This is a genomic window from Pseudomonas sp. GW821-FHT07F05, from assembly GCF_059418765.1.
This window is the reverse complement of record NZ_JBWKQL010000017.1, coordinates 1-23,188: the sequence shown is the minus strand read 5'-3', so window position 1 is coordinate 23,188 and position 23,188 is coordinate 1. Positions and strand designations below refer to the sequence as shown.

Genomic DNA, 23,188 nt, shown 5'->3' with positions numbered 1-23,188 from the left:
GAACGACATGCCTACCTACGCTCGAATCGCCGAAATCGAATACGAATTGCCCGAGGGCGTGCTCGACAACCAGATGCTGGCCGAAGCGTTTCCGGAGTGGGACGTCGACAAGATTTTCCAGAAGACCGGGATCAGCCAGCGGCACATCATTGCCGACGACGAGACCGCCTCGGACCTGGCGTTTCGCGCCTGCGAAAAACTTTTCGCCAACAGCGCCACGGCGCGAGAGCAGATCGACTGCCTGATCTACTGCACGCAAAGCCCCGATCACATGCTCCCGGCCACCGCCTGCATCCTGCAGCATCGCCTGCAACTGCCGCAGCATTGCGCCGCGTTCGATTTCAATCAGGGCTGTTCGGGTTTCATCTACGGGCTGGGCATTGCCAAAGGTTTCATCGAATCGGGCCAGTGCAAGAACGTGCTGCTGATCACCGCCGAAACCTACAGCCGCTACATCAACCCCCGGGACAAGAGCGTGCGCACGCTGTTTGGCGATGCGGCGGCCGCCACGTTGATCAAAGCGTCGGACGAAGAGGGGCCTTGCCTTGATCGTTTCCGCTATGGCAGCGACGGCGCCGGAGCGAACAACCTGATCGTACCCATGGGCGCTGCCCGCCGGCCGTTCGATGCAGAACAGATGCCCGTCGATTACGAAGACGACAGCGGCAATGTCCGTTCGGACGCGGACCTGTACATGAACGGCCCGGCGATCTTCGAATTCTCCATGACCCGGGTCCCGGCGTTGTTCGCCTCACTGTTCGACGAGCAGTTCACGGTCGAGCATTCCGACCTGTTCGTCTTTCACCAGGCCAACCAGTTCATGCTCGAAGCGTTGCGTCGTCGACTGAAGCTGGCGCCGGAGAAATTCATCACCGAATTCAAACACTGCGGCAACACGGTGTCGTGCAGCATTCCGATTGCGCTGAAAGAGTCCCTGAAGAAAGGCCAGGTGCAACCCGGCAGCGTGATCACGGCGGTGGGGTTCGGCGTGGGGTATTCGTGGGGTGGCTGCGTGATTCGCTGGTGAGCGAAGGCGTCACCCTCCGGCGCGTAAGGTGACTGTTCAGCCGCACGCAAAAAGGGCTCCACGAAGGAGCCCTTTTTTATTCAGCGGTCCTGCAACACCTGACGCCAGCGCTGCAGATACGCCTCATCCATAATCCAGTCACTCATCACCCGCTGCTTCAATGCCTGCCCGAGTCGTTTTGATTCGTCCAGATCGTTGAGGTGCTGGTCGATCGCGTCGGTCCAGTCGGCAGTCGTGTTGTGTACCCGCGTCAGCGGCAGATTGTTGCGCAGGCCCTGCACGTCGGTGGCGATGACCGGATAGCCACAGGCGCCGAATTCCAGTGCCAGGCGGCAGCTTCTGTGTTCGCCGAACACGTCGTCGCCGGCGGGAATCAGGGCGAGGTCCAGGTCGAGACACGCCAGCACGCCGGGATACAGGACACCTTCCACCGGGCTGCGCCATTCATGAACATAAGGGCGCAGGGCCTGCGGGCACGGGCCCATGATGATCCACTCGACCCGGTCGGCGAAGGCCTTGATCACGTCCGCAATCAACGCCAGATCGTTCACCTCAGCCTGCGTGCCGACCCAGCCGATCCGTGGCTTGTCATGGGGCAGCGACTGGCACTGCACTCGCCGCCAGTGTTCGCTCAAGCGGGTTTCGATGACGTGAATGTGCGGATGCAATGCGCTCAGTTCGTCGGCCAGACCTGTGCTGGACACCACCACCTTGTCCATCAGCGCAAGGCTGGCCTCAAGACCGGCACGCACCTGTTGCGCTGAGGGCGCGCCCGGCAACCGCTCGGCTGACGGCGGGTATTGGTCCATGTCGCAGATTCGCAGCGCCTGGCTGTGAGCCTTGATCGTGCGGATGTCGGCGAGGGACGCTTCGCTCAAGGGGTATTGGAGGATCAACGCGTCCGGGCGCAGGCGGGTGAACTCGCCGAGGGTCAGGACGTCTGGCACGGACACATGCTCGATCAGCAGCGCGTCAGCGAGGGTGTCCAGCGCACCGTTCAGGCGTTGGCTCCCCGGGCAGAGGTCGTTCAGGTGGGACAGCACGATCGGCACGGGGCGCCAGCTCAGCGGCCGCCAGGTCAGCGCGGTGTTGGTTTCCAGCTGCAGGCCCTGGGCGCGGGCTGAAAAATTGTCGTTGTACGCAGGGTCATGGGCGATGTACTTCAGCCATTTGGTGTACAACGCGTGCTTTGCGTGTTCATCCGGCGCTTCGGCCTGGGCCGCTTCGTGAAGCAGCACCACGTGGGGCGTCCAGACAATCAACCGCCCGGACTCCTTCACGCGCAGGCACAGGTCGACGCCGCGATGACGATTGTTCAGCGCGCCCTCGTCCAGCCCGTCCGCCGCATCAAACAATGCCCGACTGATCATCAGGCACGCATCGCTGACCGCGCTGTAATTCTGATCCACCGTCAGCCGCTGCATGTAGCCTTCGCTGGCGCCGCTCTGGCCGCGGAACGCCGGGGTGACCGGCTCGTGCAGGCCAAGGATCAGGCCCGCGTGGCGGATCGTGTTGTCCGGCGCCAGCAGTTTTGCGCCGACGATGCCGACTTCCGGCCGATGCGCATGATTGAGCAGGTTGTCGAGCCAGTCGCCGTGCAACACGGCGGTACTGTTGTCGAGCAGCAACAAGAACTCGCCGGTCGCCTGGCGTGCGGCGCTGTTGTAGAGGGCAGAGCGGTCGAATTCGCCGGGATGACGCAGCACGCGCACCTGCTCCAGCCCCATGGCCGCGACGCCATTCAGCCAGTCAACGGCCTCAGGCGTCTGGCTGTCGTTGTCGACGATGAGGATCTCGTAATTCGGGTACGTGGTTTTTTCCAGAATGCTCTCGACGCACCGCTGCAGGAGCAGGATCTGATCCCGGGTGGCGATGATGATCGAGACCTTGGGCCGGCCCGCGTGGCCGTACTTGATTTGGTACTGCCGGGGCCGCGTCTCGATCACTTGGCCGTTTTCATAGCCCCGGGCGAGCAAGTGGCGCTGCAGCGTCCGCGTTTCATCGGGGTTCGACTCGCGTGCGTCAGGGCGATAGGTGACCAGGGGCTCGGCAATGTGTTCGAGGCCGCCCATGCCATCGTGCTCGATCAGGCGAAGGATCAGGTCCAGCTCAAGGGCCTGAGGGTAGTGCGGGTCGAATCGGCCGGCATCGATGACCGAATAGCGGTTGAACATCCAGTGCTTGCTGGTGACGGCGGGGCAACTGAGCAGATAGTCGAGGCTGAAGTCCGGCCGCAGCATGACTTCCGACGTGTCGTCCTGGGGCTGGGCGATTTCATCGGCGAACAGGGCCCGGGTAGTCGGCCCTTCGCTGATCTTGACCGCTGCCTTGAACAATCCGGCCACGCTCACGGTCGCGCCTGCGTCGAGCATCAGGAACCAGTCGAAACCCTGTTCGTCCATCAGCCGGTTGAGCTGCGGCGCGGGGTTGTGCCCCGTCACCGGCAGATAAATGGCGGGACTCTCCGCCACGGGTTGCGGCGTGTCACGGCTGCCGTCGTAGAGCACGAATACGCTCGGGGGCATCCAGCCGCGGGTGGCGGCTTCGACGCTGACCAGGGTCTTGATCAGCGCCTGCTGGCGATTGTGAAGGTCGCAAATGATGACCGCAAAGGTCGGCGCGCCATTGTGCTGCTGGAAGTACTGCACGATGTGCGGCTTCTGCGGCCCGGCGGGGCGTCGCTGCCAGGCCCACTCCAGAATCTGGTCCTGGCGAATCTCCGACGAGGATTTCTGCAGAAACCAGGCTCGCAGGTTAAAGGGCGCGAAGTTCTCCCGGTCCCGCAGGGGGGCGACCTTCACGTCGCCGTTGTCAGCCAGCTCGCGCAGCCATCCCAGCTCTTTGGTGATGCGGTAATAGTTGGCGTGACCTTCTTTGGCGATCTGCGGCGTGGCCCTGGCGATGCTGCTGCTCTGGGTGTCGGTCATGCGGAAGCGCGACAGCGGTCGGCCGAGCAGGGCCAGATTGCCTTCTCGGAGCAGCTTGACGTACAGGCTCATATCGCCAAGCCAGTGAATAGGCAGACCTTTGAGCGACATGATGTCCTGACCATACGCCAACACGCTGTCGCGCCGGCACATGACCGAGCTGGGTTCACCCATGAAGGTCAACGGCAGCTCCGAGAGCAGCGCCACCAGCTCCGGCCCGTGTATGACCACGTCTTCCTGGAACGGGAAAAACGTCAGGACGTTATCACGCAGAACGTCGCCTTTCTCGTTGATCAGTCGACGGGTGGCCGCCGCCAGGGTGATGTCCGGGTGACCGTGCAGCACGTCGACCAGCGCGCTCACACACTCGGGCTCCAGCAGGTCGTCATCGTAGAGGAACTTGATGTACTCGCCCTGCGCCTCCCTGACCCCGCGCGCTACGTTCAGCGCCTCGCCCAGCGAATCTTGGTTGTAGAAATAACGAATCGGAAACGGGCTTTCCGGGGTCAGTTGTTCCAGCAGCGCGCGAATGCCGCCGTCACGACAGTCGTCGCAGATCACGATCTCCAGTTGGTCGTAGTCCTGCGCAAAGGCGCTGCGCAGCGCCAACTCGAAGTACGTGGGTTTGTAGGCGGGAATGACGATGCTGACCAGGCGTGAAGCGCTCATCGGGTTACCTTGCGACGGATGACGGGCGCCGGTTCACGCTCATGGGGGCGGACCGGCGATGTGAATGTGGGCGCGGCTCAGCGGTGCTCGGCCAGCACCGTCTGCATGATCGCGATGATGCGGGCGAATTCATCCGGGGTGAGGCTATCGAAGATCGGCAGGCACAGAACCCGATTCGACACATCGCTCGCCACCTGCAGGCGGTCCGGTTTGGCGGATTCCAGGCTGCGGTACATCGGGAACGACGAGATCAACGGGTAGAAATAGCGCCGGACCAGAATGTCCTGCTCGCGAAAGCGCTCGAACAAGGCGTCTCGGCTGATGGGGAAGGCGTCGCCCACCAGCACCGGGAAATACGAATAGTTGTGGTGCTCGCCGGGGCTCCAGAGCAAATCGATGCCCAGTATTTGCGTCAGTGCTTCGCGATACATCGAATCGATCTGCTTTCTGCGTTCCAGCGCGCCATCGATGTAGTTGAGCTGCAACAGGCCGAACGCGGCGTTGATCTCGCTCATCTTGCCGTTGATGCCGGGGGCGACGACGGTCACTTCATCGGCGAAACCGAAGTTCTTCAGATAATCGATGCGTTTCTTGGTTTTAGCGTCCGGGCAGACAATCGCGCCGCCCTCGAAGGTGTTGAAGACTTTGGTGGCGTGGAAACTGAGCACCGACAGGTCGCCGTTGCGCAGCAGGCTCTGCCCCTGGTGCTGCACACCGAAGGCGTGGGCGGCGTCGTAGATCACTTTCAGGCCATAGCGGTCGGCGATTTGCTGGATGCGGTCGACGTCACACGGCATGCCATAGCAATGCACCGGCATGATGGCCGTGGTCGCCGGGGTGATGGCCTCTTCGATGCGGTCAGGGTCGAGATTGAAGGTGCCCGGCGCGATGTCGACGAACACCGGTTTAAGCCCGTTCCACAGCAGCGAATGGGCGGTGGCGACAAACGAGTAGGGCGTGGTGATGACTTCGCCGGTCACGCGCAGCGCCTGCAACGCCGTGAGCAGCGCCAGCGTGCCGTTGGAAAACAGGCACAAGTGGTCGACGCCCAGGTACGCGGCCAGGTCTTTCTCCAGCTTTTCATGGAACGGCCCGGCGTTGGTCAGGCGCTTGCTGTCCCATATCTGCTGCAGATAGGGCATGAACTCTTCCAGCGGAGGCAGCAGCGGCTGGGTGACCGGGATCGTTTTACTCATAAGCTTCCTGTGCTCTCTGACGCGCTGCGGGCTGTGCGCGTTGACGCACGGCGGAACGCCCGCGCTGTGATGGCTGGCGTCGTCGAACGCTCGCCGTCATCGAAATGGCGTTTGCGGCGCTATGGCACCGAAAAAGCAAGAAGCCGGCCAACCCGCCGTGCGGCAAAGATGCGCTTGATATTCCGAACGCCTGACGCTTATTTTGTACGCCTTGCCGCCCTGCGGCCTGCCCCATAAAAAAGGATTTGAGTCATGAGCAGCGATGACCACCATTCACTCGCGCAGCGACTGATGGGCATTGATGAAATTGAATGCGTCACGCCGGATCTGAACGGCGTGCCACGAGGGAAGGTGATGACCGGGGAAGGCTTTCAGGAAGGCCGTCGGTTGCAGCTGGCGCGGGGCGTGCTCCTGCAATGCATCATGGGCGGCTATCCGCCGTCGAAATTCTACGGCAGCGACGACGGCGACCTGGCCCTGATCGCCGATCCGCAGCAAACGCACATTCTGCCGTGGAGCGATGAGCCCCGCGCCCTGGCGATCTGCGACGCCGACGAGCTCGACGGCCAGCCGTCGCCGCTGTCCACCCGCGGCCAGCTCAAGTCGGTGATCGCCCGCTACGCCGGGCATGGCTGGTCACCGGTGGTGGCCACCGAGCTTGAGTTCTTCGTCTTCGCCGCCAACCCGGATCCGAGCCAGCCCTTCCAGCCGCCGGTCGGTCTGGACGGTCGTCGCGAGGACGGCCAGTCGGCGTTCAGCATCAGTTCCAACAACGGCCTGCGGCCGTTCTTCAAAGAAGTCTATGCCTGCATGGCGGCGCTGGGCCTGCCCCGCGACACCGTCATGCACGAGATGGGTGTCAGCCAGTTCGAGATCAACCTGCTGCACGGCGATCCGCTGCTGCTCGCCGACCAGACCTTTCTGTTCAAACACATGCTCAAGGAAGTCGCGCTCAAGCACGGGCTGATCGTGGTGTGCATGGCCAAACCGCTGGCGCACACCCCCGGCAGTTCGATGCACATTCACCAGAGCGTGGTCGCGACCGCCACCGGCCAGAACATCTTCAGCGACGATCAGGGAGAGGCCACTGAGCTGTTCCATCACTTCATCGGCGGGCAGCAGGCGGCGATGGCTGATTTCACCGCGTTGTTTGCGCCCAACGTCAACTCCTATCAGCGCCTGTGCCATCCGTTCGCCTCGCCGAACAACGCGTGCTGGTCCCACGACAATCGCTCGGCGGGGCTGCGCATTCCGGCCAGCGCACCGGTCGCCCGTCGGGTCGAAAACCGTCTGCCAGGCGCCGACGCCAACCCGTATCTGGCCATTGCGGCCAGTCTGGCTGCGGGGCTTTATGGTATCGAGCACGCGCTGGAACCGTCGCCGCCGATCCAGGGCGAATTCGTTGTGTCCGATAATCTGTCGTTGCCATGTACCCTGCACGCTGCCCTGGAACGTCTGACTCGCAGCACGTTGGCCAAGGAACTGTTTGGTGCCGAATTCATCGAAGGCTACGTCGCGTCGAAGACCCTGGAACTGACCAGCTTCTTCAACGAAATCACCCCCTGGGAGCGCCGCGTTCTGGCCGCTCAGGCTTAAGAATCGCTGTTCGGAAATCCTCTGGAATCGAGGGTTTCCGTCTTTTGGAAAGCTATGCGCCAAATCTGGAAGTCCTTTCGAGCGCTGTATTTTGCCTCGCTGATGATGTTGATCGGCTCGGGCCTGCTCAGCACCTACCTTGCCTTGCGTCTGGCCGCCGATCAGGTGGATGGCCTGTGGGTGGGTGCGTTGATGGCCGCGAACTATGTCGGTTTGGCCCTGGGCGGCAAGATCGGCCACCGGCTGATCGGCCGGATCGGGCACATTCGTGCGTACGCCACCTGCGCCGGGATCGTCGGCGCGGCGGTCCTGGGCCACGGGCTGTTCGACTACCTGCCCGCGTGGATCTTCCTGCGGATGATTGTCGGCCTGGGCATGATGTGCCAGTACATGGTCATCGAGAGCTGGCTCAACGAGCAGGCCTCGCCCAAGCAGCGCGGCACGGTGTTCAGCCTGTACATGATCGCGTCATACCTGGGGCTGGTGCTCGGCCAGCTGATTCTGGTCATCCACCCGCAACTGGGCCCTGAGCTGCTGATGCTCGTGGCGATGTGTTTTGCCCTCTGCCTCGTGCCCGTGGCAATGACCCGCAGCATTCACCCGGCACCGATGCACCCGGCACCGCTGGAGCCGCTGTTCTTCATGCGCCGGGTGCCGCAATCCCTGACCACCGTGTTGAGCGCCGGCATGATCATCGGCTCGTTCTACGGTCTGGCGCCGTTGTATGCCGCGCAACAGGGGCTGTCGACCGAGCATGTCGGTCTGTTCATGGCCAGCTGCATCGGCGCGGGCCTCATCGTGCAAGGCCCGCTGGGCAAGCTGTCAGACCGCTACGACCGCGCCTGGCTGATTCGCGGCGTGGCAGGTTTGCTGGTGCTGGCCTCGCTGCCACTGGCGATCCTCCCGAGCGTTCCGATGGAGCTGCTGCTGGCGGTGGGATTCCTGGCCTCGCTGCTGCAGTTTTCGCTGTATCCGCTGGCCGTGGCCTTCTCCAACGACCACGTCGAAGGCGAACGCCGCGTGTCCCTGACCGCCATGCTGCTGATGACCTACGGCGTCGGCGCCAGTGTCGGCCCCCTGGTGTCCGGCGTGCTGATGAAGATGTTCGGCAGCAACATGCTCTACGCCTTCGTCTGCTTCGTGGCGCTGGTGCTGGTGCTGCGTATTCGTCCAAAAGCCGTCACCAACCTGCACCAGGTCGAAGACGCCCCGCTGCACCACATCGCGATGCCCGACAGCATGTCCAGCTCCCCGCTGGTAGTTGCCCTTGACCCTCGGGTTGATGAGCAGGTGGTGCAGGATCAGATGCAGGACGTTGAGCCTGAGGTTTCGTCGGATGTGGCGCCGGATGTGGCGGCTGAATCTGAAGTGCAGCCAGAGATGGTGGAGCGGGTTGTGGCGTCGGGTGAAGGCGTTGTGCGGCCGGTGGCGATTATGGATGAAGAAGTCGCTGCCGATACTGATGCGGCTGGGCCGGAGGAGGCGGTTGAAGTGCGTCGGGATGTTGGGGTGGATCGGCCTTTGTGATGGGGCCTGGCTGATTCCGACCCCGCCGAGTGCATCTGCTTTACCGCTAAACCTGTAGGAGCGACCGGGGTGGCGGTCCACCTTGCCCGCGAAGGCGCAATGTAAGTGACATGGATTTCGCCTGGCCTGGCGCATTTGCGAGCAAGGTGGAGCGCCACCCCGGTCGCTCCTACAGTTGATCTCCATTCAACTGCCGATCAGTCGCGCGCTGAACCTGCGGTGCGCTTGCTCAAGAATGCGGTGCATCACCCGGCAAAACTCTACGGGGTAGATCCGGCCTCCAGCAGCCACTGCAGGAATGAATCCCAAGGGCTATCCTCGTATTCCCCGAATGTTTGCCTGTTACGTTCGGCGCAGTCACGCAGCGTTTTGGCAAACTGCGGCTCGCCTTCACGCGTCAGCAGGTCTGCCATTTTCGACAAAGCATCCGGATCGCCATTGAGAGCGGCCCGCCACCTGAGTGACGTTCCAAGACCCGCCGGATCAAAATCCGGTCCCTCAGAATGTGTGACTAAAATATCCGCCAGTAGGTTATGTCCCGCTGGAACCTTGTTTTGTAGGAGCCAGGCCACCAGCGGGACGGCGTAGAGAGGGTAGCCTTCGTCAAGATTCAAAGTCACCAGGCGCGCAGCGGCTCGCCAATAACCTTCTCGAGCCGCCTCAACATAGTTAAATCTGGCCATAGGCCCGGAAGCGGGCTTTTCCGCTTCGTCGAACGCGGCCAGTGCGAATTTGCTTGGTTTCTTCAGGCTGATAGGGGTACAGGAGAAGTATTTATCGTCAACCGTGGCTTCAGGCGTCCTTATCCAGATTTCTTGATCCCGGATGGCGTCCCTAATCACTCCCGACACCGCTTGCTCGCTGATAGATTCGAAAACCCACTCCGCGCTTGCATAGTCTAGATCGAGAAGCGGATTCCAGTTAAAGACGTACGAAGCAGCGCCGGGTGATTTACTAATAAATGGGTGGTTACCAAATTGGCTTATCGCGAGAAAGCTCATCATTGAGATTGACCCAAGCACGCAGCCCAAGAGTTTGTTCGATCGTTTAGTCATGAATTTTAATCCCAGCTACGCCATTGCAATTTCTTTCTGATAGCCTTGAGCTTCAGTCTTAACGGGCTCAACCGCAATCCGGTTGTTGGACTGAGATCTTTTCGTCTGCTCATTTCATTAATCGTTAACTTACTTGGCGCTAACGGCGTAATGGCTGCATCACGAGCACGCTTCCATTGAAATGTCTCGTCCCAGACGGGAAGTTTTGTTGGGGGAAGTGGAACGATTTCGTCGATGTCCAGCACTTGGGGATCAAGATTTTTGTACCTGGTTAGAAAGCGTGCAATAAGTTTGTATCGCCGATCTCCCTCAACACGTTCGTCCGGATTAAACATCCTGGAGTCCCTCTCAAGTCCGCTGCCGTAATCAGTGCTCGCTAAAGCAGATGCGCTTTCGACGTCTCCAAATTTAGTGGCGGTACGAAGGGCGAGCAGCGCTTGTTCAAAATCCCCTTTGTTGGAGCTGATCTCAAAGTACTGATTTGCGGCATCAACACTGCCTTGTGCCATAGCGCAGCGCAGCATGGATAATGCAACAAAGCTGTTTTTAGACGATTGAAGTAGTGATTGTGCTGTCAGGAATTGCGCTTCCGGATTGCCCAAGTCAGCCGCGCGTCTGATGTAGTAGCGCGCAGCCGAACTGTCCTGTTGCACTCCATATCCGGACTCAAGATAAAGCCCCATATCGTAATAGCCCCTGGGGTTGCCATGGGCTAATAGGTGCTTCACCAGACCTATAGCTTCTTCGGCTGGCCTCTCAGCAGTGGTCTTGCCCTGTGTTAGCAAGGCTTGCAAGCCCCTCGCTGCACGATAATCACCATAGGCAGCGGCAATTCGATAGTAACGTGCAATTTGATCGAAATCCTTCGGACCTCTCACTTGGGAGAGGTGCCGTCCAAACTGGTAAAAGGCATCCTCGTGAGGACTGATGTGTTGTAGCCTGTCCGGCTCCTGCACGCACTCAAACTTCGGGTTTCTGGACACAGCATTGTAATCGGTGAAGTCAGGGACGAAGCTTTTTGATTCTTCGACTTTGGTGTCGCAGCCGCTCAGAGATAGCGCTATTAGCAACCCTGCTGATCCGAGGTAGTTCATATCAGTCCTTGTATTTACTATTTGCTTTTATTGCTCATCAGCGAGGTGTATTACCTCAACCCACTCAACGGCCAGCCTGTGGCTGGATCGAGTTGCTTCTCCTCACACATCCGCGCGATCAGTTCTTTGCTGGGTGGCGACGGAGTCACGGCTGCGTCGCGCTTGCGCTTCCATTCGAATGTTTCGTCCCAATCGGGAAGTTTGGCTGGGGGGAGGGGTGCGATCTGATCGATGTCGGGGACTTTGGCGCCGAGGTGTTCGTATCTGTCTAAAAAGGCTTCGATCAGTCGATACCGCCTGGACCGCTCGGTGTCTTTATTGAGTGCGAGATAGTGAAGTCTGTTTTCAGGCTCTACGCCGTTGAATGCGTTTTTGAGCGTCATTGCGGTTAAGGAGTCACCCGATTTAACTGCTAGTTGATAAGCACGCAGTGCCTCCGGAAAATCTCCCTGATTTTGCTTCAAAGCACCATATTCTCCTGCGGCTTTAAGGTGGCCTTGTTCCATTGCACACTTGCGCATTTGAGATGCAACTTTTCCCCCTCCTTTAAGCTGAAAAAGTTGCTCGGCGACATAGTATTGCGCGTCCGGATTTCCTAAGTCGGCCGAGCGCCTAAAGTAGTAGCGCGCAGCTGACCTGTCTTGGCTGACTCCGTATCCTAGCTCTAGATAGTGGCCCATGTCGTAGTAAGCTCCAGGAATATTTAACTCCATGAATTCCTCCGCTAGGTTGATCGTTTCGCGTGCCGGATGCGAAGCATTCGTCATTCCTTGTGATAGCAATGCTTGGAGATTGGTCGCGGCACGATAGTGACCATGCGCGGCAGCAATTCGGTAGAATCGTGCGGCGAGGTTGAAATCTTTCGGTCCCTTTACCTGGGTTAAATGCAGCGCGTAGCGATATAGAGTTTGCGCGTCTGGATGCAATCCCGGTAATGCGTCAGATTCATGCACGCAAGTAAATTCTAGACGTTTGAACGCAACATCGTAGCCAGCCTTTTCAGGAATAAAATATGTCACAGGTTCGTCCCTCATGTCGCAACCGTTTGCGGAAAGCGCCAGTACCAGTAGTCCGTAAAGTTTGATGTTCATTTCAATCTATGTTCTTACGGCTAGGGCTGGTTCGTAAAAATTCAACTAGGGAACATACCGGTTTTTGGTTGGTAGCACCCTGCTCTTGCCCATGCGCTAACTTATTTGCTCTGATTCTCTCACCCCACGCTTTAAACGCTTCACTGATATCCCCTACATCCTCCTTCGCCGTATGCAACCCCCACAACTGCCTCCTCAACGGCCGCGCCACCGCCGGATCCTCGACGCATATATTCAACTCGCTGTCCGAGCGCATACTCCGCTCATTGATATTCGCCGAGCCCAGCGTGGTAAACACGTCATCAACAATCATCAGCTTGCTATGGATATACACTTCCAGCCAGTTATCAGGCGGGGAGTCGGGGGCGACGAGTGTGCAGATATGGACTTTCAATCCCGGGACTTCTGTCGGAGTAATAGGCGCTTTTCTCTCCTGGTGAATTTTCCCCGCCAGCTCTTTGTATTGCCTGACCAGTTCATCCCGTTCGATTTCCAACCGTTCGATGGGTCCATCAAGCCTGCCCATTGCGTCCGCCCGATCGTAATAGGCCGTCAATTTGCGTAACGCAGCAAAGTGCTCCTCGCGCAGCGCATCGAGCTTCGCCTGCCAGTAATCATCGTGTTCGAGACGCGCCACAGAGGGCATGACTTCACTGCGGCCCAACTGACGAAGCATGCGAAACGTACCAAGTGCGCCATCAGCCATGCCTTCGTCGGAGGAGTTGGTGACGACGAACAAATGCAGGTACCCGTGTTCGCCGGGGTCGCGGCCGCCTTCGGCATGGCGCCGGGCGATGTCGACAACGGCGTCGGCGAATGGCTTCCAGCGGAAGTACTGGTTCTCGATGTAGATGAACTGGGTCGCGTTGTTCACCGCTTGCAGGTACATCGTCCGGATGTCGCGCTTGCCGGCCTCGGTCTGAGTGCGCAGCACTTGCGCCATCATCGGCGGCCCGAAACCCTTGCGCGGTTTGAGATTGGCGGCGAGGGGCTCACGGGCGGTCTGCAGGTCAATGCCGGTTGCTTTAAGCCAGGCCTGGGTGAAGTTGGCGTTCAGGTCCTGGAGCACCGGGCCGGTGACGCGGCTGGATATGTCCTGGCGCGGCGTAGAACCGTTGCGGCCGGACACATCATCCGCAGGAGCATAGGCGTGGTCGTCGCGGTCCCAGTAAGGGTCGAGCATGTTGTGGCCCATGACGAACCCGACCGCGCGGTCAGCGTGTTCGTAGTCCACCAGCACCATTTTTTGGTGATGGGTGGGGATCACCGACATCGCCGCCGCCTTGCCGGCGGCCTCAAGCTCTGCCGCGCCTTGCTCTCGGGAGCGGGTCCATATTTGGTAGGCAATCTCCGCTCGGTCGGCCAGGCCCAGGTCGCGGACCGCAAACTCGATGTTTTCGAAAGGCCGCGCGCCCGCCTTGAACAGTTCTTGTGCCAGTAACTTGGTTAACCGGAAGCCCTTCAGTCCGGGGAACACCCTCTCCACCAGCGAAGTGGCACCGGTGTCAGGGGGTGAGGCGCGGCGGTACCATTCCCAGTCATACGCTTGCTGCCACGTGGATCGCCAGTCGCCGGCGTGCGATGCAATAGAGGCCACGTTGCGGCCCGGCGTCATGTTCTCCGCGAACATCGCAGTCAGGTGCGCGCTGTCGGACCAGCACAGCACGCGCACCTTCACGCCAAGGGAGGCTTTATTGACCAGCAATTCGCCGATGCACTGCGGCTGATCACCGCCGCGCTTGAAATACATCGAAGGCTGAAACCCCCAGCAGATGATCTCGACCGAATGCTTCGCGGCCATGATCGCGTCGTGGACGGCGCCGAATGCTCGTTCGCCATTCACCAGCGGCTCGAAGGTCGCATGCTTGGGCGAATACTCGCTGCACTCGACCATCCAGCGCTGATTCATGACAGCTGATGAGGTCTGGCGGGTGGCGATGGGGCAGGTGATGCTGGGTGTGTTCATCTTCAGGCTTCCGTGTCTGGATCGTTGAGGCGGTCGTAGTCTTCGCGGTACTGACTGGGTGCTTCGCCCGAACCGGGCGTCAGGCTGTGTTGATGGCGATGCAGGCCGCGGTTGGCGCGGGCGCCGTTGTCCTGATCGCCGAGGTAATCGCCGCTGACCGGGATGTCATAGCTGGCGCCGTTGGCCAGCTCGACGCGGTAGCGCGAGCGGGATACGCGGTGCTCGACGCTGATTTTTCCGTCGCTCGACATCACGCCCTTTTCAATCTCGACCCCGTCGGCGAACACCGTGTAAGGCATGCCGGTCCACGGCTGATGACTGGCGGCGCTGCTTTGTCCGGCCAGCAGGGTCAGCGTCTGGCCCGCCGTGCTCTGCGGCCACGGCGTCTGCTCGCGGTCCATCTGGCTGGCGTTGCCGATGGTTTTCTTCGCCGCCTTGATGTCTATGGTGCCGGGGGCGTGAATCTGGATATCGCCGTTCTTGAGGCGGATAAAGGCACCGCCGCAGGTCAGCAGAATTTCCTCCTGGGCAGCGATCTCGATGGTTCGCGCCGTGGAAGTGATGCGCACGCTGTCTTTGGCGGTCAGTTCGATGGCGTCGTCCTGGGCCTGAATCTCAACCTTGCCCTTCGCGGCGAACAGCTTCGCCCCGGCGTCGCGGGCAAACAGGCTGATGCTGCGACCCACACTGACCAGCAGCGAGCGTGCGCTGGCGAGATTGAGGTCCTCACCGGCGGAGAGGCTGGTGTGGCGGCCGCTGTGCAACTGGATGTTCTCCGGCGTGACAGCAGCGATGTCGGCGGGCGCCGAGGCGACGATCAGCGGCGCGTCATAGCCCTGAGAGGTCGCATTGCCTTGGCGGTGGGAATGCGTGGCGGCCTGATGCAGGCGGTTCAGGTTTTCGAGGCCTTCCTCCAGCGACAGGGCATTGTGCTGACCGGCGCTGTCTGACAGCGCCGTCACGCGCTGCAAGGCGTCGCTTAACTGCTGGCCGGCCTCGCTGCTGTCCAGATGCCCGCTTTGTGCCTTGGTGCGCTGCCAGGTGCTGAGGTACAAACCCTGCGGCGCGCGAATGGCGCCAGAGGCATCGGTGCGCAATTCAAACCCGTCACCGCGCCACGCGCCGCGGTCATTGCCCTGTTGATCGACCAGGCAGCCGAGGTTCAGTTGGCTGTGGCCGTGACTGCTATGGATCTGCGTGCGCAACTGCGCCGTGGTGTCGTCCATGACCCATTGGTTGTAACCGAGCCCGTCGATTTCCTGACTTTTGTAGCCGCTCATCCGGCCCGTGGAATGCCACGCCGGTTTGTCGCCGCCGTAGACCTGCCCGAGGATCAGCGGGCGGTCTATGTCGTTGTCGAGAAAGGTGACCACCACTTCTTCACCTGCGCGCGGCACGTACACACTGCCCCAACCGGCGCCGCTGCTGTTTTGCAGCATGCGCAGCCAGCAACTGGGTGCTTTTTCCGGTGATCGGAGGCGGTCCCAGTGAAAGCGCACGCACACTCGGTTCAGCACGTCGGTTTGCACAGCCCCGCCATTGGGCGCTACGACCACGGCGGTCTGCGGCCCGGGGTTTAACGGTTTGTCGTGTTCGAAAGCGCTGCGGTACGGGACGTCCAGACGTTGGGCCTCGAACGCGTTGCAATAAAATCCTTCGCCTTTCTCGGACGGCTTGTCGGCGCCCAGCTCTTTCAGGCGCGATTGCAGGCTGCCGGGGCGTTCACGGCGCGTCAATGCAACGGGTAAATTGCTTTGCGCGAAAAACTCGACGGCGATCAGCAGAAACGTACGGCGTTTAGCGGGCCCGTCCTCATACAGCGGATGCCCGCGCAGCTCGAACCCGTGACCCGGGAGCATGTGCCGGACGCCGCCATGGCCGATGATGCGCCGCGCGGCTGATTCCACCTGCTCGATTTGCACCCGTGTCTGCCAGTTGCCGTCGTCTTCGCTGTGCCACGCGTATTGCCCTCGGTATTCGTAACGTTCCAGCGTCTTCGCCGCCCCCGGTGGATTAAGGCCCATGGATCGGACAGACAGCGGCTGGCGGTGGGCCCGGTAATTGTTGCTGCTCCACAGAACGTGGCCATTCAGCAGCGTGTCGGCCTGACTCCATTCCACGATGCTGTCGTGATCCAGCGCGGCCGTCTGGGTGTGAAAAGGCAGCGCTTCCGGCTCCAGCGGCGGCAGGTCAAGGACGCTGTCGACGAACACAATCCGGTGCTGGTCAGCCTCATGGCCGACGTACCAATAGATGCCGGCCTGCTCGCACCAGCGCTGCACAAAGTGGGCGTCGCTTTCGTTGAACTGGGTGACGTAGGACTGCGGCGGGTGCTCGTGGCGCAAGTTGAATTCATAGCGGCCTTGCGCCTGGGGATGCCCTCGGAATACGTCGGTGAAGATGTCGATCAACGTCATGTCTTGCCAGATACGGCAGTCCTGACGGTATTCCAGCAGGCTGAACCACGGCGCGAATTCGAGCTGCCAGTCCTGCAAACTGCCGTCGCTGCCGAGGTAGCGCGCGCTGCCCACGAAGCCGTGTTTGTAACTGTGGCTGCCGTCGGCGCGCTTGATGGCGAGGCGAACCGGCTCGCCGATCAGTTGATGGGGGTCGAGGCGTGTCGACTCGCTGACGACGTCCACGCAGTAACGCGGGATTCGGCCGAGTCGCTCAACCCCATGGACGCGCACGGCCAGCAGCGGCTCGGTCAGTGGCGTCTTGAGTTCGAGCAGGCGTCCTTTCTGGCGGATACCGGCGAAGTTGAAGGGGGAGGGGGTTGCGAAGGTCATGTCGGACTTCCTGTCGGGGCAGTGGGCACAGCGTGAGGGGCGGCGATGATCGACCCGCTGCTTGAATCGCTGTCGGTAAGGTCCATCACCCATTGGGCCTGGCCGGAGGCGGCGCGGGCCGCCAGGCAGCCGAGGGCCATCCGCGTCCATTCGGCAGCAACGGTCCCGACCTGGCCGCACAGCGACGGGGCCTGAACCTGCTGATTGAAGGTCTGCTCGGGGGCGGTATTCGGGGTATCGGTCCGCGCGCCCCGCTTGAGCGAAACGAGGGATACCACCTCTCCCAGGGGCGCCGGATCTGCAGCGTGTGCGTTGGCCGGCAGGGTGGCCCAGCTGTCGAGGCTCAGGCACAGATGGCCGGGCATGCTCAGGTTGCTGGACAGCAATTCGGCAAGCCACGGCCCCGGTGCCTGGCAGGCGATACGGAAACCGCCACCGGGCAGCCACGCCTGGGGCCACACACCCACCACGGTTTCGAACCAGACCAGTGGATCGACATGGGACGGCGGGAACAGATGCACTTCAACCTGCGTCCAGTCCGCAACTCGCTCGAGCAGCGGGCACTGGGTCAGGGTCGCCTGCAGCAGTTCCATGGCGCGGGTGAGCGGGTCGATCGAGGGCAGAGGAATCGCGTCGATCTCGATCCGCCGCAACAGTCGGCGCGAGCCGTCGGCAGCCATCAGCCTTGAATCGTGGCTCAGCGCGTTTGCGTGCCTGGGGATGTCCTGGACAGGTAACTGCTGGTCCAGGGAATGCCCGGGCAATCGAAGCCAGACGTCCTCGACGCTGACGCTCTGCGAGCAGAAATCACCTCGGGGTTTGGCCCGGTCCAGCAGGCGCTGGGCGGCTTCCTGTCCCAGCCGTTTCTCGGAAATCCGGTCGTACATGTTCCGCCGCGGCCGGACGTAATGTTGAGGGGCAGGAGGGGGTGGCAGCGGCGCGGGTTTGCCAAGCAGCCGTTTCACAAAGGAATATTTCATGACGACCCCTACAGGATGCAGCAGTCATCGTGGGTCGCGACGAGGGCATCGCCGCACAGCAGGCGATCCCCGTCGCGGGCAATGGGCCGGTCATCGACGAGGCAGGTTTCATCCCCTTCGGCGATGGCACAGGGGCCGTGAAAGCAGAGCACGCCGTCGCCGTGGCGGGCGACTTCGAGACCGTGCAGGAACGTGGAGGGCGAGCCTTGAATGACTCGACCGCCTTTGAGGGTGGGGTCGTTGAGAACGATGATGGGGCGCATGACGAAACTTCCCTGAGATGTGGCCGCGGCGAGCGTCCATGCTCCGGTGCGTTTGAGCCGCGAAATTAACACAGGGTCAGGGGCTTGAAAGTGGCACAGATTATTTCAAGACGCGTCCTACTTTTGCGCGGTGAAGAGTCCTACACGCGGGCGTGATGAGGTTCGCATTTTGATCGAAAAGGCGTGGTTTGGAGGGGGTTGGAGCGGGGCGGGAGGCGTTATGGGAGGGGATCAGGACGCGCTATTTGATGTGCGCGTTATGGGGGGAGGCGATAGCAGCGGATGTGGACAACCGGCCAGCACGCCCTGAAACGCGCCAGCCGGTCATCACAAACGATCAGAAATCGTCGTCTTTGTCGAAGCGTCGCGCTTCGCGCTGCAGCTGGTACACGAAACGCTCGACCTGACGCTGCACCAACCCACTCATGTTGTGGAAGCGCACACCGGCGAACGTGGTGTTGATCCTTTCTTCGAAGTGCAGATAGCGCAGTTCGACCGGCGTGGTCATGTTGCCGAAGGGCAGGGAGGCGATGAAGCGCTCATAGACCTGGCCCAGTTGCATGCGCTCGGAGATATCGCCCTCGAAGCGCAGCTTGCAGCCGGTGGCGGAGACATCCAGCAGTTTGCCGCGCAACGGAAATTTGAGCCGGTCGCCGCCAATCTCGACATCAATCAGCGATGCCAGCTTCAGGGCCGCGCGGAACGCGTTACGGCGCTGGTGATAGACGACTTCTTCAGGGAGAGGGCCGCGATAGCTGCGCGGCTCTTCGATCACGGTCAGCTGGGCTTTGCTTTCCCAGGCGATGCGCACACCGTCGTGAAAACCTTCGACCCGGAAGGGCTCACCGCTGGCAAGGAAACGCTCGCCATCTCGGGGGATCATCTCGTCGAAAATGACCTGGTTGGTGTCACGGTCGACGTCGATCACGTAGCTCTGAAAACGCTGGGTGCGTTCGTGAAACGTGATGATCAACGGGTCATGACTTTCCATCAGCAGCCGCAGATTGGCGGCGATTTCCAACGGGGTGGTCAGTACCTTCGGGGGCTGCGGAACATCGTCCGCGCTTGAGGCATTCACGGTCTATCCATCTCCAGGCAAATAACGGCAGCGTGCAGCGTGCGGCATATTGCCACCACGGTGCGCACCTTGATACAAGAACTTACGCCTGGCTGAGCGGACGCGGCCTGGCTTTGCCCGACGTCGAACCGCGACTGTCGTACAGCGTGGGCGTGTCGCCGCCGTTGAGAATCCTCAACTGCTGTGCCGTGGTGAGTTGCTGGAGCTGGATAAGGCTGCCGTTCTGTTCGTTGGCCGCCTGGCATTCACTCATCAGCGCGCTGAGTTCATCGCCTGCGGTCAACAAGGCTTCACCCACTGACGAATGTTTCGCCACTTCTTCGAGTCCCGCGCGATTGGCGGGCAGACCCAGGCTGGTCATCAGCTGGGTACGTCGGCGTCCATGCTGCTCGAGCACGATCACCAGCGCCTGTTTCTGCGCCAGGATGTGTTCCATCTCGACCATATTGCGCCCGTGAAGCGCCACTGACTCGGCCTTCAGGATGTCCAGCAGATGCCGGGTTGGCGCAATGTCGTCCGTGATCAGTTGAAGCAATGTAGTGTCTTGCATCGCATGCCCTGGTGTTTAAGCGTCCAGAAGCCCCTGCGCAGACCTGGGGCTAGCGCTGGGCTTCGAAGTTAAGCAGTTTGCTTGCAACACGATTGCTGTCGACCTTATAGCTGCCGTCGGCGACCGCCTGCTTCAACTCAGCCACACGGGCGCTGTTGACGACAGGCTGATCACGCAACGAATCACTGATCTTCTGCAACTGTTGAGCTTCGCTGCTCAAATGTACTGCCTCACCGCTACCGGGCACGCTCGAGGTGCCGCTGACCGCTGCCGTAGCTTCGGTTTTGCTGGCTTCCTTGGTGCTGGCAGTACGTGTTGTACCGCCAACGGTAGTGGAGCTGTTCAAACGATTGAAGTCGATGACCATGATTGAAAAACCTCTGGGTTCTAGGACGCTTGCCTTGGTTTCGGCCAGACCCGGAATAACTTTAGGGCCCGTGCGAAAACAGTCTCGAATGGACTTCGCACGGAGCACAGGGGTTCCGAGTGTAGGAAAAGCGCAAGCGCAGCGCCAGAGGTCTTACCTTCACATGTCAGTTACATAGCGACCTCGACTTGCCCGGGCGCAACGATATTGGCCTTGATCACCCGTTGGGAGTTGAGGTTCTTCACCCGTATTTGCTCGTTGAAACCGCCGTCGGACAAGGCTTCGCCCGGCATGCGCACGCTCATTGAACCGCTGCGCGCACTGATCACCACCTGGTCGCCCTTATGGACCATTTGCGGCTGATCGAGGTGGACGGGCGTCAGGATCTGGTCGATGACCGTTGGTCGGACAACTTTTTGCCCGACTGCCTGATCGACTGAATCCAGGAAGCCTTGCCCCAGCAGGCTGACGTCGCGTTCGCGCAGCGCCACATCGTTTTCACTCACGATTGCGTCGCGCTTCATGGGCCGCACGGCCGTGACGACATTGCGGTAAAGGTGTACCTGGGCCGGCACAAACACCGTCCACGGGGACGTGCCTTCGCAGCGAATCTTCACGGTGACGCGGCCGATGGGCTGGGCCGGGCTTTCCAGTGAGGCTGTCAAATCCTTGTCGCACAGCGGCATGCGCAGACGCGGGTCCAACTGCTTGACTTCGATTTCGTAGCGGCCGGCGGTTTGGTTGGTCGCCATGTAGTCTTCAACTGTGAATTCAAGAAAGCCCTGGGTCACGCCGATAAGTGTTTCAGGCAGGGTCATGTTGTCCGCGCGGCTCAGGCTGGCGGCACACAACAGACACAGCGCGACCAGCACGCAGAGAAAGCTGCGGGTTGCGGGTGCCGGGCGTCGGGATACTGTCGTTTGTGTGTTCATGATGAGTAAATAGCAAGGCCCGTGCCGCTTACCGTTCCGGTAGCGCAATTGGTCGTTTTGGGAGGTGTGGTGCATGGCTGGTGTGATGGATTCAGTAAACCAGCGCACTCAACTGGTCGGGCAGAACCGCCTTGAACTGTTGCTGTTCCGGTTGGACGGCAAGCAGTTGTATGGGATCAACGTGTTCAAGGTAAAAGAGGTGCTTCAGTGCCCGAAACTTACCCATATGCCCAAATCCAGTCCGATTGTGCGCGGTGTGGCAAATATTCGTGGCGGGACTATCCCGATCCTCGATCTGGCGTTGGCGACCGGTGGCAAGCCGCTGGCTGACATTACCAATTCATTCGTGATCATCACGGAGTACAACACCAAGATTCAGGGCTTCCTGGTGCATGCGGTGGAACGCATCGTCAACATGAACTGGGAAGACATTCATCCGCCACCCAAGGGCACCGGTCGCGACCACTACCTCACGGCAGTGACGCGTCTGGACAACCAGCTGGTGGAAATCATCGATGTCGAGAAGATCCTCGCCGAAGTGGCGCCGGTGTCCGAGAACATCTCGGTCGGCGTGGTCACGGCGGAGGTTCAGCACAAGGCGCTGTCGCTGCGCGTGCTGACGGTCGATGACTCCTCGGTGGCGCGCAAACAGGTGACGCGTTGCCTGCAAACCGTCGGCGTGGAAGTCACGGCGTTGAATGACGGTCGTCAGGCACTCGATTTCCTGCGCAAACTGGTGGATGAAGGCAAGAAGCCGGAAGAAGAATTCCTGATGATGATTTCCGACATTGAAATGCCGGAGATGGATGGCTATACCCTCACTGCGGAGATTCGCAGCGACCCGCGCATGCAGAAGTTGCACATCGTGTTGCATACGTCGTTGTCCGGCGTGTTCAACCAGGCGATGGTCAAGAAGGTCGGCGCGGATGATTTCCTGGCCAAGTTCCGGCCAGACGATCTGGCGGCGAGGGTGGTAGATCGTATCAAGGCGGCAGATATCAGCTGAGGAGGGGTTTTCCTCCTTGCTGTTCACATGATTTGAGAGGCGGCATGTCTACAGGTAATTTGGATTTTGATCAGTTCCGGGTATTCCTGGAAAAAGCCTGTGGCATTTTGCTGGGTGAAAATAAGCAGTACCTGGTTTCCAGCCGCCTCAACAAGTTGATGGAGCAGCAGTCCATCAAATCGTTGGGCGAGCTGATCCAGCGGATCCAGACTCAGCCGCGCAGTGGTTTGCGTGAGCAGGTGGTGGATGCGATGACCACCAACGAGACGTTGTGGTTTCGCGACACGTACCCCTTCGAGGTGATGAAGAACAAGGTCTTGCCCGAGGCGATCAAGGCCAGCCCTAACCAGCGTTTGCGCATCTGGTCGGCGGCGTGTTCGTCGGGTCAGGAACCGTATTCGCTGTCGATGACGATCGATGAGTTCGAGCGCAGTAACCCGGGGCAGTTGAAGTCGGGCGCGCAGATTGTGGCGACGGATTTGTCGGGTTTGATGTTGAACAATTGCAAGACGGGTGAGTACGACAGTCTGGCCATCGGCCGGGGGTTGTCGCCGGATCGTCTGCAGCGTTTCTTCGATCAGAAGACGCCAGGGCGCTGGACGGTGAAGGCGCCGATCAAGAGCCGTGTGGAGTTTCGTTCGTTCAATTTGTTGGACAGTTATGCGGCGTTGGGCAAGTTCGATATCGTGTTCTGTCGCAACGTGCTGATTTATTTTTCGGCGGAGGTGAAGAAGGATATTTTGCTGCGTATTCATTCGACGTTGAAGCCGGGGGGGTATTTGTTCCTGGGGGCGTCGGAGGCGTTGAACGGGTTGCCCGATCATTATCAGATGGTGCAGTGCAGTCCCGGGATTATTTATCAGGCCAAGTGATTGGCTGCGGTTTTGCTTTGATGAGAACCCCGCTTAGGCGGGGTTTTTTGTTTCGTGTTGGCGCTGAGATTGTTGGCTGCCTCTTAGCCGGAGCGGCGCTTAGAGGGGTCTGCCTAACGGCAGATATTTCGCCTTCGGCGAGTTACTTGGAAAAGCACCCCAAGTAACCAAGGGTGCTTGCTCCTGGTTGGGCTCCTCCTTCG

General features: G+C 60.3%; 18 protein-coding genes. 5 read left to right on the top strand and 13 right to left on the bottom strand.

Features of this window, described 5'->3' with window-relative positions:
- The first annotated feature begins 7 nt into the window (after positions 1–7).
- Positions 8–1,027, top strand: a complete 1,020-nt coding sequence (locus AC07RO_RS24425; RefSeq protein WP_495087272.1) for a ketoacyl-ACP synthase III — start codon at positions 8–10, stop codon at positions 1,025–1,027.
- Positions 1,028–1,107: 80 nt separating this feature from the next.
- Here the strand turns inward: AC07RO_RS24425 and AC07RO_RS24420 are convergent, their stop codons facing one another.
- On the bottom strand, positions 1,108–4,623 hold the full coding sequence (locus AC07RO_RS24420; RefSeq protein WP_495087271.1) for a glycosyltransferase: 3,516 nt from the start codon (positions 4,621–4,623) through the stop codon (positions 1,108–1,110).
- 77 nt (positions 4,624–4,700) lie between these two features.
- Entirely contained in the window at positions 4,701–5,819 is a 1,119-nt protein-coding gene (vioA, locus tag AC07RO_RS24415; protein ID WP_495087270.1) for a dTDP-4-amino-4,6-dideoxy-D-glucose aminotransferase VioA, read from the bottom strand.
- Between the two features lie 354 nt (positions 5,820–6,173).
- Here vioA and AC07RO_RS24410 point away from each other — a divergent pair, with 354 nt between their 5' ends.
- Together AC07RO_RS24410 and AC07RO_RS24405 are read left to right on the top strand one after the other, a co-directional pair.
- Positions 6,174–7,415 (top strand): glutamine synthetase family protein, encoded by a 1,242-nt coding sequence (locus AC07RO_RS24410; RefSeq protein WP_495087310.1) that lies wholly within the window; start codon positions 6,174–6,176, stop codon positions 7,413–7,415.
- A gap of 54 nt (positions 7,416–7,469) precedes the next feature.
- Complete coding sequence (locus tag AC07RO_RS24405) at positions 7,470–8,942, top strand: MFS transporter (protein WP_495087269.1); 1,473 nt, start codon at positions 7,470–7,472, stop codon at positions 8,940–8,942.
- A 260-nt stretch (positions 8,943–9,202) separates the two neighbouring features.
- Here AC07RO_RS24405 and AC07RO_RS24400 read toward each other — a convergent pair whose 3' ends face one another.
- The 11 genes from AC07RO_RS24400 to flgA all read right to left on the bottom strand — a co-directional run bounded on the left by AC07RO_RS24400 (position 9,203) and on the right by flgA (position 21,107).
- On the bottom strand, positions 9,203–9,997 hold the full coding sequence (locus AC07RO_RS24400; RefSeq protein ID WP_495087268.1) for a hypothetical protein: 795 nt from the start codon (positions 9,995–9,997) through the stop codon (positions 9,203–9,205).
- Between the two features lie 5 nt (positions 9,998–10,002).
- Positions 10,003–11,091, bottom strand: coding sequence for an SEL1-like repeat protein (locus AC07RO_RS24395; protein ID WP_495087267.1), 1,089 nt, complete (start codon positions 11,089–11,091; stop codon positions 10,003–10,005).
- 50 nt (positions 11,092–11,141) lie between these two features.
- Complete coding sequence (locus AC07RO_RS24390) at positions 11,142–12,182, bottom strand: SEL1-like repeat protein (RefSeq protein ID WP_495087266.1); 1,041 nt, start codon at positions 12,180–12,182, stop codon at positions 11,142–11,144.
- 1 nt (position 12,183) lies between these two features.
- Positions 12,184–14,148, bottom strand: a complete 1,965-nt coding sequence (locus tag AC07RO_RS24385; RefSeq protein ID WP_495087265.1) for a phospholipase D-like domain-containing protein — start codon at positions 14,146–14,148, stop codon at positions 12,184–12,186.
- A gap of 2 nt (positions 14,149–14,150) precedes the next feature.
- Positions 14,151–16,937, bottom strand: a complete 2,787-nt coding sequence (locus AC07RO_RS24380) for a type VI secretion system Vgr family protein (RefSeq protein WP_495087264.1) — start codon at positions 16,935–16,937, stop codon at positions 14,151–14,153.
- Entirely contained in the window at positions 16,934–17,917 is a 984-nt protein-coding gene (locus tag AC07RO_RS24375; RefSeq protein WP_495087263.1) for a hypothetical protein, read from the bottom strand. The genes AC07RO_RS24380 and AC07RO_RS24375 overlap by 4 nt, the downstream gene beginning before the upstream one ends.
- A gap of 8 nt (positions 17,918–17,925) precedes the next feature.
- Entirely contained in the window at positions 17,926–18,180 is a 255-nt protein-coding gene (locus AC07RO_RS24370; protein WP_192172658.1) for a PAAR domain-containing protein, read from the bottom strand.
- A gap of 337 nt (positions 18,181–18,517) precedes the next feature.
- A complete protein-coding gene (locus AC07RO_RS24365; RefSeq protein ID WP_192172657.1) occupies positions 18,518–19,258 on the bottom strand; it encodes a flagellar brake protein in 741 nt (246 codons plus the stop codon).
- An 82-nt stretch (positions 19,259–19,340) separates the two neighbouring features.
- Positions 19,341–19,808: a flagella synthesis protein FlgN gene (locus tag AC07RO_RS24360; protein WP_074893095.1), complete on the bottom strand. Its 468-nt coding sequence runs from the start codon at positions 19,806–19,808 to the stop codon at positions 19,341–19,343.
- A gap of 49 nt (positions 19,809–19,857) precedes the next feature.
- Positions 19,858–20,175, bottom strand: a complete 318-nt coding sequence (flgM, locus tag AC07RO_RS24355) for a flagellar biosynthesis anti-sigma factor FlgM (protein WP_192172656.1) — start codon at positions 20,173–20,175, stop codon at positions 19,858–19,860.
- A 170-nt stretch (positions 20,176–20,345) separates the two neighbouring features.
- On the bottom strand, positions 20,346–21,107 hold the full coding sequence (gene flgA / locus AC07RO_RS24350; protein WP_346626644.1) for a flagellar basal body P-ring formation chaperone FlgA: 762 nt from the start codon (positions 21,105–21,107) through the stop codon (positions 20,346–20,348).
- A gap of 73 nt (positions 21,108–21,180) precedes the next feature.
- Here flgA and AC07RO_RS24345 point away from each other — a divergent pair, with 73 nt between their 5' ends.
- Both AC07RO_RS24345 and cheR read left to right on the top strand, forming a co-directional pair.
- The gene (locus AC07RO_RS24345; RefSeq protein WP_192172654.1) at positions 21,181–22,113 is read left to right on the top strand and encodes a chemotaxis protein CheV; all 933 of its coding nucleotides are present in this window, start codon (positions 21,181–21,183) and stop codon (positions 22,111–22,113) included.
- A gap of 44 nt (positions 22,114–22,157) precedes the next feature.
- A complete protein-coding gene (gene cheR, locus AC07RO_RS24340; protein WP_192172653.1) occupies positions 22,158–22,985 on the top strand; it encodes a protein-glutamate O-methyltransferase CheR in 828 nt (275 codons plus the stop codon).
- The last annotated feature ends 203 nt before the right edge of the window (positions 22,986–23,188 follow it).

Excerpts from the sequence above, each read along its gene's own strand:
- AC07RO_RS24390 (WP_495087266.1), bottom strand. The coding sequence starts at position 12,182 with ATGAACATCAAACTTTACGGACTACTGGTACTGGCGCTTTCCGCAAAC.
- flgA (WP_346626644.1), bottom strand. The coding sequence starts at position 21,107 with ATGAACACACAAACGACAGTATCCCGACGCCCGGCACCCGCAACCCGC.
- AC07RO_RS24375 (WP_495087263.1), bottom strand. The coding sequence starts at position 17,917 with ATGAAATATTCCTTTGTGAAACGGCTGCTTGGCAAACCCGCGCCGCTG.
- vioA (WP_495087270.1), bottom strand. The coding sequence starts at position 5,819 with ATGAGTAAAACGATCCCGGTCACCCAGCCGCTGCTGCCTCCGCTGGAA.
- flgM (WP_192172656.1), bottom strand. The coding sequence starts at position 20,175 with ATGGTCATCGACTTCAATCGTTTGAACAGCTCCACTACCGTTGGCGGT.
- cheR (WP_192172653.1), top strand. The coding sequence starts at position 22,158 with ATGTCTACAGGTAATTTGGATTTTGATCAGTTCCGGGTATTCCTGGAA.
- AC07RO_RS24395 (WP_495087267.1), bottom strand. The coding sequence starts at position 11,091 with ATGAACTACCTCGGATCAGCAGGGTTGCTAATAGCGCTATCTCTGAGC.
- AC07RO_RS24425 (WP_495087272.1), top strand. The coding sequence starts at position 8 with ATGCCTACCTACGCTCGAATCGCCGAAATCGAATACGAATTGCCCGAG.
- AC07RO_RS24380 (WP_495087264.1), bottom strand. The coding sequence starts at position 16,937 with ATGACCTTCGCAACCCCCTCCCCCTTCAACTTCGCCGGTATCCGCCAG.
- AC07RO_RS24370 (WP_192172658.1), bottom strand. The coding sequence starts at position 18,180 with ATGCGCCCCATCATCGTTCTCAACGACCCCACCCTCAAAGGCGGTCGA.
- AC07RO_RS24420 (WP_495087271.1), bottom strand. The coding sequence starts at position 4,623 with ATGAGCGCTTCACGCCTGGTCAGCATCGTCATTCCCGCCTACAAACCC.
- AC07RO_RS24345 (WP_192172654.1), top strand. The coding sequence starts at position 21,181 with ATGGCTGGTGTGATGGATTCAGTAAACCAGCGCACTCAACTGGTCGGG.
- AC07RO_RS24385 (WP_495087265.1), bottom strand. The coding sequence starts at position 14,148 with ATGAACACACCCAGCATCACCTGCCCCATCGCCACCCGCCAGACCTCA.
- AC07RO_RS24360 (WP_074893095.1), bottom strand. The coding sequence starts at position 19,808 with ATGCAAGACACTACATTGCTTCAACTGATCACGGACGACATTGCGCCA.
- AC07RO_RS24410 (WP_495087310.1), top strand. The coding sequence starts at position 6,174 with ATGACCGGGGAAGGCTTTCAGGAAGGCCGTCGGTTGCAGCTGGCGCGG.
- AC07RO_RS24405 (WP_495087269.1), top strand. The coding sequence starts at position 7,470 with ATGCGCCAAATCTGGAAGTCCTTTCGAGCGCTGTATTTTGCCTCGCTG.
- AC07RO_RS24400 (WP_495087268.1), bottom strand. The coding sequence starts at position 9,997 with ATGACTAAACGATCGAACAAACTCTTGGGCTGCGTGCTTGGGTCAATC.